General features: G+C 67.8%; 1 pseudogene. It reads right to left on the bottom strand.

Annotation, left to right across the window (positions count from 1 at the left end):
- Positions 1–590 (bottom strand): annotated as a pseudogene (locus ABB26_RS17020) (metal-dependent hydrolase); the annotation flags it as partial.

The following is a 590-nucleotide window of genomic DNA, read 5'->3' on the forward strand; positions in this document are numbered from 1 at the left end:
CCGGCCTGCCGATAGGCCGGCGCCACCTGGCGCGGTGCCAGCGCCTGCCATTGCCCGGCCTGATCCACCGCCACGGCGAAATTGAAGTTGTAGTCCGGCTCCAGCCCCATGCGCAGGTCGCTGAGCACCAGCTCGCCGTCCTGTACCTGTGCGCGCATGAACCCGTGGTTGAACCAGCTCAGCCGTGCCACGGCCGGTATGTCGGCGGCCTGCCGCAGCGCCTGCACATTGGAGGGATAACCGGTGAACTGCATCGGCCCGTGATCGGCCCACAGCGAGCGGTCGCCGACCACGTAGCCCTGCGGGGTCATTGCCACCACCCGCCACAGCAGCGTGTTGAATGGCATCGGCACCGAGAAACGCGGCGCATCGGCCAGGCCCATACGGGCCAGGGCCTCGTCGGCAGCACGGTCAACCTGCGCCTTGGCCAACAACGACCAGCCCAGGTACCCGCTACTCAGGATCAACCCGAGCACCAACGCCCGCTGCGCAAGCGGCCGTGCCCGTGCCCACCAGGCCACCAGACAACCCATCAGCAGCCACACCGTGTACAGCGGATCGATGATGAACACGCTGGACCACATGGCCGG

The organism is Stenotrophomonas humi (genome assembly GCF_001431415.1).
Classification (GTDB): domain Bacteria; phylum Pseudomonadota; class Gammaproteobacteria; order Xanthomonadales; family Xanthomonadaceae; genus Stenotrophomonas; species Stenotrophomonas humi.